General features: G+C 66.7%; 6 protein-coding genes. 1 reads left to right on the top strand and 5 read right to left on the bottom strand.

The features are described 5' to 3' along the window. Positions 1–6 precede the first annotated feature (6 nt). The 4 genes from KA248_10060 to KA248_10075 all read right to left on the bottom strand — a co-directional run bounded on the left by KA248_10060 (position 7) and on the right by KA248_10075 (position 3,573). A complete protein-coding gene (locus KA248_10060; protein ID MBP7830248.1) occupies positions 7–756 on the bottom strand; it encodes a glycosyltransferase in 750 nt (249 codons plus the stop codon). 3 nt (positions 757–759) lie between these two features. Beyond that, the gene (locus KA248_10065; GenBank protein ID MBP7830249.1) at positions 760–1,287 is read right to left on the bottom strand and encodes a WbuC family cupin fold metalloprotein; all 528 of its coding nucleotides are present in this window, start codon (positions 1,285–1,287) and stop codon (positions 760–762) included. A 41-nt stretch (positions 1,288–1,328) separates the two neighbouring features. Continuing rightward, positions 1,329–1,988, bottom strand: coding sequence for a hemolysin III family protein (locus tag KA248_10070; protein ID MBP7830250.1), 660 nt, complete (start codon positions 1,986–1,988; stop codon positions 1,329–1,331). A 106-nt stretch (positions 1,989–2,094) separates the two neighbouring features. After that, positions 2,095–3,573 (bottom strand): hypothetical protein, encoded by a 1,479-nt coding sequence (locus KA248_10075; protein MBP7830251.1) that lies wholly within the window; start codon positions 3,571–3,573, stop codon positions 2,095–2,097. Positions 3,574–3,736: 163 nt separating this feature from the next. Here KA248_10075 and KA248_10080 point away from each other — a divergent pair, with 163 nt between their 5' ends. Continuing rightward, on the top strand, positions 3,737–4,582 hold the full coding sequence (locus KA248_10080) for a hypothetical protein (GenBank protein ID MBP7830252.1): 846 nt from the start codon (positions 3,737–3,739) through the stop codon (positions 4,580–4,582). 73 nt (positions 4,583–4,655) lie between these two features. On the opposite strand, the gene KA248_10085 is transcribed toward KA248_10080, so the two are convergent. Next, positions 4,656–10,355 (bottom strand): hypothetical protein (locus tag KA248_10085; protein MBP7830253.1); only part of this gene is annotated, 5,700 nt, incomplete at its 5' end.

Here is a 10,355-nt window from a genome sequence, read left to right on the forward strand (position 1 = left end):
GCGCGATTACACGAACCGCCCCTTGAAAATCCGGAGCAGCGAGCCCAGTACCGAGGCGATGTTCTTGGGCTTGAACGCGGACGTCGGGCCCGAGGCGCGGTCGAAGTTGTGAATCTTGACTTCCAGGTACGTCACCTCGGGGTTGTTCAGCACGCGGCAGAGCAGTTCCGCCTGGTACCCCAGGCCGTAGGTCGGCACGCGATACTTCACCACGTTGGCCGTGCGGTGCAGGACCAGCCCGTTAAAGTAGCGCAGTTCGTGCCCGCTCAACAGCCGGACGAGCTTCGCGAAGCAGACGGAGAGAAACCGCCGCGCGAAGTTCCGGTGGTCGCAGTTGAATTTCCGGCTGAACAGCCGCGTCCCGTAGTACGGCACGATGATGTCCGCCAGGCCCAGCAGCTTCATGACGTGCTTGATCTGGTCCTTCGGCACGGCGTTGTCGCCGTGGACGATCAGGTAGTAGTCGCCCCGCCCCTTCTCCGCGCCGCGGAAGTAGTTCACCCCGATGCCCTGGTTCTTCTCGTTGGCCACCAGCTCGAACTGGCCCTGAAGCCCGTTCTTCTCGATGTAGTCGCGGATGACCTGGACGGAGTCATCCTTCGAGGCGTCGTCGTAGATCAGCACCTCGTACGTGTGCGGGAACAGCGCCATGGTCGTGCGGATCGTGTCCAGGGCCTGGGTCACGAGGTCCCGCTCGTTGAAACAGGTCACCATGACCGTGACGTCGATCTTGTCCTTCTTCTCCGTTGTTTCCATGGGTTACCTCGTCTCCCGGCGCACGCGCTCCTGCAGATCCTTCAGGTAGTCCTCGACCGCAGCCCCCTGCCCATCCTCCGGCGCCCAGGCCGGAAACGCCGTGTCGCACCGGTTGAACGGGCCGTTGGTGACTTCCTTGAAAACCAGGTGCGGCGTGTAGATCAACAGGGTGTGATAGACCGGCTCCGCCAGGCGATAGTAAAACGGCAGGCCCGACCCATACGGCCCCATCCGGATCACCCGCGCGGTCCCGCCCCGCTCGTCGAACATCACCATGTCCGCCTCGCCCTCGATGACGTGGAACGATTCGATCCGCGTCAGGTGCTTGTGCGGCCGCACGTAGGTCATGTGCGCGTGCACAATAAGCATCTCGTGGATCGGCTCGCCGGGATCCTCGTGCGCGCAGATCCGGATCCGGCGGCGCGGGTTGAGGTCCGCCTGCCGCTTGAGATCCTCCACGAAGGCGCGGTCCAGCACCACCGGCCGCTCGGCCGGGTACAGCACCTCGTCGTTGAACTTCCGGGTCTTCACGGGTTCCCCTACGCGCTACGGCCCACAGGATAGAGGGCTGGCTACCGGGGCACAACGTAAAACATCACAGCGAAGTACTGCGCCATCGAGGCGGCGAGCACGAACAAGTGCCAGATGGCGTGGTGGTACGGGATGCGCTTGAACAGGTACAGCACCGCCCCGCCGGTATAGAGCAGCCCGCCGGAAGCCAGCAGGATCATGCCGCCGGACGGCAAAGCGCGGGCCAGCGGGCGGATGGCGATCACGATCATCCACCCCATCGCCACGTAAATCGCCGTGGAGGCGTAGTGGAACCGGCCGGTGAAAAAGAGCTTCAGGATGATGCCAACCAGCGCCAGGCCCCAGACCACGCCGAACAGGCTCCAGCCCCACGGTCCGCGCAGGTTGACCAGCATGAACGGCGTGTACGAGCCCGCGATCAGCAGGTAGATCGAGGCGTGGTCCAGCACCCGGAAGACGCGCTTCACCCGGGGATTCGAGAAGCTGTGGTAGAGCGTCGAGGCCAGGAAAAGAAGGATCAGCGTCGCCCCGTAGACGCTGCAGCTCGTCACGTGCCACGCGTTGCCCCGGAGCGCCGCGAACGACACCAGCACCGCCAGCCCCGCCACGGCCAGCGCCGCGCTGATCCCGTGCGTCAGGCTGTTCGCCAGCTCGTGGCCCCGCGAATAGCGCGAGGCATGGAATGATCCCTCGGCATGCACGACGCACAGAGTAGCATGGTTTTCCGATGTTTGGAAAAATTCGCGCCGTTTTTTCCAATGATTGGAAACTTCTCGTAGGGGCGCCGCTCGCCGGCGCCCGCCGTCTTCACGGCAGAGAAAGCACGTACCCCTTGGGCGTGCTTTCCCACTCGTTGATGTAATGGGTGTCCGCCTGCAAAAGGACGAGCCGGTTCCCTCGCACGCTGGCCTTGACCTCGGCAATCGGCAGGCCGGTGAAAAAGCTATAGTGCGTTTCCGTTGCCGAACCCGGCAGGCGCTCGGTCAGCAGCACGGCTTCGGCGGGGACCAGGTTCCAGGGGTCGCGCTCGCCGCGGTAGACCTCCATCACCTCGTCCGGGTCATAGATAAATGCCTGCAGCGCGTAGCCCTCGGCGTGGTAGGAGTTTCCTTGCCAGTACGGATCGGGATAGCCCGGCCCGGCGTTGCCCAGGCCGTACCAGGTCTGGCCGAGCCCCCGGTACACGAAACAGAGCACGCCATGGCGGGTTTCCGTCTCGATCCACTTCATGTCGGTGGCCTTGTTCCCGACCCACCAGGTCTCGTTGGCCGGGCGGTTGGCCACCCACCAGGCGCTCGTCGCGTTCGAGCAGCGCACGGTCGGCCCCTGGCGCGCCTCGTCCGGATGGTAGATCAGCGTCGCGGCCCGAACCCGTCCGTTCGTGACCGCGGAATTGATCGCGAACAGGTTCGGGCCCCAGCGGCCCAGCGCGCCGCCCGACGAGATGCCCTCCAGGCCGGAAAGGTAGGCATAGCCCGCATCCCGCAGGGCCTGCGGCGCCTCGCTCAAGTAGCCTCCCACGCAGGAATGATGCGCGTACTCGTTGCTGACGCTCCACAGGCCGGAAGCCGTCCCGCTCCCGCCCACCACGCCCTCGTAATAGCCCTGCGTCTGCCAGTCCACGGACGCGGCGTTGTACCACTGGTACTTGGTGAAGCGAATCCGCCCTTCGAGCGGCAGCAGCCCCCCCACCTGAAGATCGCCCAATTCGCCGCCCCCCCAACCGTCGGGCACCAGTCCGCCCGTGATGTCGGTCCATCCGCCGACGAGCGTCCCCTCGCGCCCGTCGAGAATGGCCGGCAGTTGCACCTGGGCCTGACGGTCATAGTACGGGTGGCCGACGACCAGCAGGTTGCCGTTGGTCAACTGGGCATGCACGCCGGAGGAATAACTGAACCGGTAGTCGCCCGATTCCGCCAGGGGAACGCCGAAAGTTCCGGCGAACCCGGCCTCCAGGTCCGCCCAGGTGAGCAGGCTCCTCGATCGCCTCATCCGGAAGAACGCGCGCGGCATCGCGCCCGCGTCCACGGTCCAGCCGACGGCGCCATCCACGCGGGCCGTCCGGGTGCTGTCGGCGATGTCCGCGAACGGCTGGCGCGGGTCCGCGGTGTACTGGACGATGCACCGTTCGCCGACCGGCGCCCGGCCGTCTAGCCGGACCAGTCCTGAACTCACGACCCCGAAGTTGGTGATCTCCAGGTCAGCCTGCCCCCAGACCGCCAGCGCCCGAAAGAGCGTGGCGGCGGCCGCCATCCAGAATGTGCAACGCTTGATTCGCATAGGCATGCCTTTCCACAGCATATTACATGCCGTCCCACGCGCTTTCACGGTAAGCGTCGGCCTTTCCGCATGCTTTATCTCATCCTGCTATTTTTCGATTCCACGAGACAAGCCGGCGGCATGCCACGACCACACCGCGGGACAGGGAACTAGTAAACAGGAGAACACGATGAACCGGTTGCTGAAAACACTAATTCTAGCCGTGATGGTCGCCGGTGCGACATCGGCGTCGGCAGCGTCCACCGTCCGGCTGGTTTACGCGACACCCTATGACGTCAGCAGCCTGGAGGGCGCCGTGGGGGACCCCCTGTACACGCACCTCCGCGCGCATGTGAAAACCTCCCGCCATGCCGGGGGGACGTGGAAAGTGGCCGTACACTACGAGACCAGCCCCTCCCTGCCCTGGGCCACGGCGACCATGTCGCGGTGGGGCCATCACGGCACACATTCCATGTACGACGTCCGCATTCCGCGCGCCCCCTTGCGTTTCTTCATCCGGGCGACGTGGACCGGCAAGATCAACGGTCTGCTCGTGACCCGGGTGTACCAGGACAACAATGACGGCGCGCACTACTACGTGGAGCCGCACGGGGACGGGACGGCCGGCGCCGTGGGCGGCTATGTAGGGTTCATCAACGCCCGCAGTGAAGCGGTCCTCGTGGAGCGCGCCCGGGTCCCGTCGCGCCTGGCCCTTTTTGATCAGTATGTCTGCGGGGCTTTCGTGGTGCAGGCGACCTCGCGCCGGCACGTCACCGGGGTCCGCCTGACGACGAATGACTGGCGGACGTCCACTGACGCCGACCTGGTCTACGGCAACCTGGACATCAGCGGTGGCTGCGGGAGCGAACTGGCGCGGCTCTACCTGTTTGAACATCGCGTCCAGAGCCGCGTCGCCAAGCCGACGCTCCCGGTCACGTTGAAGGTCCGCTACATGGATCAGGACACCGGCGAGGAGTATTGGGACGACAACTTCGGGCAGTGCTACACCGTTCGTGCCGGCGAAATCGTCGAGTAACCCGCGTTTCGACCGCGCAGTGGAAAGAAGAGAGGCCCCTCGGGGCCTCTCTTGGGGTCCGCGTGCAACCGGATTATTCCACGTCAATCCGGTAGAAGAACACCTGGCCGTTGGTCCCCACCATGGAATCCAGGTAGGTGTTCTCCGGCGGGGTCGCCTCGATGTGCTCGCTGATGGGAGCGAACCCTGCGCCGCGAACCAAGCTGGCCGCCCGCCGGATCGTGTAGAGCCGGTTGGATTCCGAGCCCCAGGTCAGGAGGAATCCCGCGCCCGAAGCCTCGCCGCCCGGCGGGATCAACGCGGTCGCCGACAGGTAGGAGGTGTCGTCGTTGGGATCGGTGCCCGAACGCCACTCGTCGTAGTTGGGGATCCCGTCCCCGTCCTCGTCGCCCCCGGCGTCGTCCGGGTCGTCGGGATCCAGCCCGTGGTCGTCTTCCCACCCGTTCGGCATGCCGTCCTCATCGCCGTCCAGCCACAGGTTGACGGAGAAGCTCGCGAAGTTGTTGTTCGTCTCGAAGTCCAGCACCAGCTGCGTCTCGTCCGTGTTCATCGTGTAGGCCGACTCGCCCTCCGGCTGCGTGCCGGCCGGCAGGTCGAACACCACCTCGACGCTCTGGCCGGGATCCAGGGGCAACACCTCGACCGTGGCCAGGGGTTCGTTGGTGTTCCCCTCCCGCCGGATCGCCAGCACCGTGTGGGTCGGGACCGGGTCGCCGAGATTCTGCACCGCGGCGAACACGCGCAGGGCGCCGTTCGTCTCGGCGTCGGCCTGCCGCAGCGTGACGGACAGGTCCGAGCCGCCGGCGGCGACGACCTGGGTGTTGTTGTTCTCCGAGAACTCCGTGAACAGCCGATCCGGGTTGGCCACCGCGGTGAAGACGAGGTTCGTGCCGGGCTCCGGGACCACCCAGTCGGCGGACAGCACGGAGGTGGTCGCCGCCCCCTCCAGCCAGCCCTCGTGGCCCACGGTGGCGATCCGCACGCCGCCCGCCGCCGGGTCGCCGTTGTAGAACGCGACCTCCGCGTTGGTTACGGCGATGTCGCCGACGTTGCGCAGGATCGCCGAGAGGGTGAGCACGTCGCCGGGCAGGAAGTTGGCCCCGGCCACGGTGAATTCGTTGGACTGGATCGCCACGTCGGTGATCAGCGCGCGCTTCGTCACCGACACGCTCACGGCGCCCGGCTGCGGCACGTTGGAGACGGTGACCCAGTCGCCGCCCTCCGACTGCACCTCGACGTTGGTCGTGTAGATGTCCACCACGTTGTACGCGACGGTCAGGTTGCCGACGTTGTCCCAGACCGGGGCGAACGACCGCTCGAGCGCCGCGTTGTTGAACAGGGTGATGTCCTTGCTCCAGGTGTCGGACGCGGGGTCATAGACGGTCACGTGGGCATCCGACCCGTTGGTCGTCATCTCCTGCCACAGAAGGACCAGGTTGCCCTGCGGCCCGTAGGTCATGGCGAAATCGCCGAAGCCCAGGCCCGCGGAATCTGGCCGGACGAGCTTGGTGTCCGTCGCGAAGTTCAGCGAGGACACGAGGTTGGATTCCTGCTGCCAGACCATGTGCACGTCGCCGGCCGGCGACACGGCGACGCGGACGTTCTTGTCCGCCAGGCCGTTGCTAGTGCAGCGCAACGGGTCGGACCATGTCCCGTTGGTCCAGACCAGGACCAAGATCTCCTGGTCGGTCTCGTCCAGGAGGTCGCCGTCGGCGTCGGCCGACCAGGCGAAGACGGCCCGGTTGCTCCCCGCGGAAAGGCTCATCGAATTGGCGCGGTCCAGGTTGCTCACGAGCACCTCGGGCGAACTCCATTCCTGGCCGGCGGCGCTCCAGCGCGACCACACGATCGTGTCGCTCTGCGTCCAGCTCGTCTCCACGCCGACCAGGTAGTTCGACGGGTTCACCGCCCAGGTCGCCAGCAGGTCGCCGTCCTGCAGCGGGCCCGCGAGCAGCGGGACGTGGTCCAGCCAGGTGTTCGTGGTCAGGGTCATGGGATCCGCCCACAGCCCGGTCGCGTGATCCCACTTTGACCACGCGATCTCCATCTCCGCCGCCAGCGCGGTGGGGTCGGCGTTCGTGAAATCGGGATCGCCGACCCGCTCCCACAGGGCCAGGGCGTCGCCGTTCCCGTCGAACACGACCTGCGGGCTGAACTCGGCGCGCGTGTCCGTCGCCATCGAGGTGGGCGCGCTCCAGTTCCACCCGTCGTACCGCGACCAGCGGATGTCGGTGTACTGCAGGTCGTTGGTGGTCTCGTTGTCGGCCACGTAGAGCAGCATCAGGTTGGACGAGATGCCGGCCAGGGCCGGGGTCGAATCGGGGAAGCTGTTCTCGATGATTTCCAGGCTGGCCTGCGCTTTAGCCAACCGGGAGGGTTTCGCTCCCTTCCTGGCCATGACCGACCCCTGGACCGGGGCCTGGCCCATCGCCCGGAAATCATCCAGCGGGGTCGGCTCCCCGCGTTTCAGGCCGCTGCGTTTCCGGATGGCTTCGTCCGAGGCCACGAAGACCTCGCCGCCCCGCGCCAGGTAATCCCGGGTCATCACGCGCGGCGGCCCGATGTCCGTCATCTTCAGGCGTGACAGCTTGCTTGGGCCGGGGGCGGGATATTCCCAGAGCGTGATGGGCCCGACGGGGAGCCAGAAGAACCAGCCGATCTTGATCTCGCCGCCCGCGTACGCGCGGACCGCGCAGTTATACCAGTTCAGCGGCGGATACTGCACCCCGGCGGACACTTCGCCGCCCAGGTAAATCCGCAGCCGCAATTGCTCATTGAAGAACGACGGCTCGTAAGCCGCCTGCAGGCCCACCTTCAGGGTCCCGTTGGCCGTCTTGAATCTGAACTCCGGCGTCACGTCGAAGACCACGTTGACGTTGATCCCCAGCGTGGCGTAGATGCCCACGGCCAGAGCCGTGATGCCGCTCCCGAGGACGTTGCCGGCCTGGGCCGGGACCACGCCGCCCAGCGTCACGTAGCAGAGCAGCAGCCTCGCATCCAGGCCCATCTTGGCCGCCACGGCGTCCAACGTCAGTCCCCGCGCCGGCGAGGCGAACCCCATGGCCACCGCCTGGATGAAGATGTCGATCTTGTTGTTGCCGATGATCAGCTCCGAGGTGCCGGGCTGGGTTCCCTGCAGGTTGACCTTGGACAGCGGATTGCGGATCGCATTGGCGAACAGAGGATTCTGGAACGTCGCCAGGGTCCGGGTTCCCGCGTCCCCGCGATCCTTGGAGGCCCCGGCGCCAAGGCCGATCTCGTAGGCGCCGCTGGCCACGTCGTACCCGATGCGCAGCGAGGCCCCGAGAGAGATGCCCAGCGGCCCGATCGGCTTGGGAATGGGGAGCGACACCTTGATGGCCTTGCTGGCGGGTGGAATCAGAATATTTTCAAGCAGGATCATTCCGCCAAGGCCCTGGGGCGGGGATACATCCGGCCACAGGAGAGACAGGTTGTCGAACACCCATTTGAAGCAAGGATGCAACGGGATGATCGTCACGGACCGGCCAAAATCGTGCGTCACCGTCGTGCCGCCGTCCAGCGCGGCAGCCCGCACCCCGACGCTGTTGGCCAGCGGGATCAGGCTCGGACGGAAGTTGTCGCTGCCCATGTTCATTGTGCAGGTGTACTCCGCCGTGCCGTCGGGTCCGACGGCGTGCGTCGTGATGGTCGTCACCATCGTGCCGTTGGCGTTGAAACTGACGGACGACGGCGTGAGACCCTGCCAGTTCACCGTGGCTTTGTACTCGCAATTCATTACGTCATATCCCGGCAGGTACAGGAAAAGCCCCTGCAGGGAGGGATCGAGGGACGTCACCAGGTTGGATCCCAGGCGGATATCCCGCGCCGCGATCTCGACGCAGCCCACCGGGACCGAAAGCGATTGGGCGTGGCTCACGTACCCGAACTTGCCGGCAGCGAGGGTGTTGCCCCGGATAATCGCCACGTTGGGCAGGGAATAAGCGCCGTTCACCGTGACCCCGGTCGTTCCCGCGAGGGCCACGGTGGCGCCGCTCAACAACGCGCCATGGGAATCCTTCACGATGCCGTACACGCGCAGCCCGCCGTTCAGGTCCTTCAGGTCCACCAGGAACAGGTCGGAGTAATTGGTCGCCGTTTCCCCGCCGGCCGTCGCGGTGATGCGCACGGCGTGGTTGTTGCCGAGCGTGTTGGAGGACAGTTGCTGCGGGGCGTCCCAGATCGCCCAGCGCGCACCCGGCCCGATCGCGGCGCCGCAGTCGCCCGTCACGGCGCCCGCGCCCAGGGCCGTCCAGGACCACCCCGCGTTGGTCGAATAGGCCATCGCGACGTCGGCGACGCCGGACGTCGGGTAGATCCGCAGCGTGTAGTCGATGCGCACCCGGCCCATGCCGTCCGGCAACTGGGCCGCCGCGATGTCGTCCACCCCGGCCGTCAGGCTCCGGAACGCGTTCGTCACGCTGGCCGCCGCGTTCCAGTTGGCGTCCCCGGCCTGCGAAGCGACGATCGTCACCGTGCCGGCGCCGGTCAGGGTCAGGTTCGTTCCGTCGGCGAGGGTCGCCGGGCCGCCGACGACAAAGCTGACCGGCCGGTCGCTGGACGCCGTCGCCGCCAGGCCCATCTTGTTCGTAACCCACTGGTCGCTGATCGCCGGGAAGATGATCGTCTGCCCGGCCTTCGCCGCCGCGACCGTTCCCGTCGCCGCCGCGGCCAGGTACAGGGCATCCGCTGCCCGCGTCGCCACCACAACCACCGTCCCCGTGCCCGCGAGCATCTTCAAGCCGTTACCGTCCGCGACCTCGCCCGGCCCGGAGGCCACCGCGTAGCTGATCGCCCCCGTGCCGGAGCCGCCCGAGGCGGAGAGGAACACGGTCGTATCGTAGGTCTGCGGGCTCACGGGCGAGAACCACAGCGGGGCCTGCGTGGCCTTCGCCACGTTGAACGAATTGGTCTTGTTCGGCGCGGCGCTGTAGATCGCGTTGCCCGCCTGCGAGGCGACGATCTTGACCACGCCCGTGCCCGTGAAAGAAAGATTGGTCCCCCCGCTGATGGACGCGGCCCCGCTCAAGACGCTGAAACTCACGCCGAGCCCGGACGACGCCGTGGCCGCCAGGCCCACGGTATTGGTCGTGATTTTAGCCGAGATCGCCGGGAACGTGATCGTCTGCGGCGCCTTGATTACGTTCAAGGTATTCGTAACATTCGGCGCGGGGTTCCAGTGGGCATTCCCGGCCTGGGAAGCGACGATGCTGACGGCGCCGGACCCGGTGAACGTCAGGTTCGTACCGCCCGCGATCGAGGCCGGGCCGCTCCCCACGGCGAAGCTCACACCCAATCCGGAGGAGGCCGTGGCCGCCAGGCCCACGGTGTTGGTCGCGATCTTGTCCCCGATCGCCGGGAAGGTGATCGCCTGCCCCGCCTTCGCCGCGGCAACCTGGCCCGTCGCGGCGGCGCCGAGGTAGAGATCGTCCGCCGCCTTCGTCGCCACCACCGTCACCGCGCCCGTGCCCGCCAGCATCTTCAGCCCGTTGCCGCCCACGATCTCGCCGGGGCCGGACTGCACCGCGTAGCTCACCGCGCCCGTGCCCGAGCCCCCGGTGGCGGAAAGCGTGTTGGTCGTGTTGTAGGTCTGCGGGCTCTCCGGCGCGAACCCGAGGGCCGCCTGCGCGGCCTTCGCCACGTTGAAGGTGTTGGTGACCTCCGGCGCCGGGTTCCAGTTCGTATTCCCCGCCTGCGAGGCCACGATCGCGACCGATCCCGTCCCGGTGAACGTCAGGTTGGTCCCGCCCGCGAT

This window comes from Kiritimatiellia bacterium (genome assembly GCA_018001225.1).
GTDB lineage: Bacteria > Verrucomicrobiota > Kiritimatiellia > CAIQIC01 > JAGNIJ01 > JAGNIJ01.

Bases quoted from the DNA above. Each gene is read 5' to 3' on its own strand.
- KA248_10060 (MBP7830248.1), bottom strand. From the start codon at position 756: ATGGAAACAACGGAGAAGAAGGACAAGATCGACGTCACGGTCATGGTG.
- KA248_10075 (MBP7830251.1), bottom strand. From the start codon at position 3,573: ATGCCTATGCGAATCAAGCGTTGCACATTCTGGATGGCGGCCGCCGCC.
- KA248_10080 (MBP7830252.1), top strand. From the start codon at position 3,737: ATGAACCGGTTGCTGAAAACACTAATTCTAGCCGTGATGGTCGCCGGT.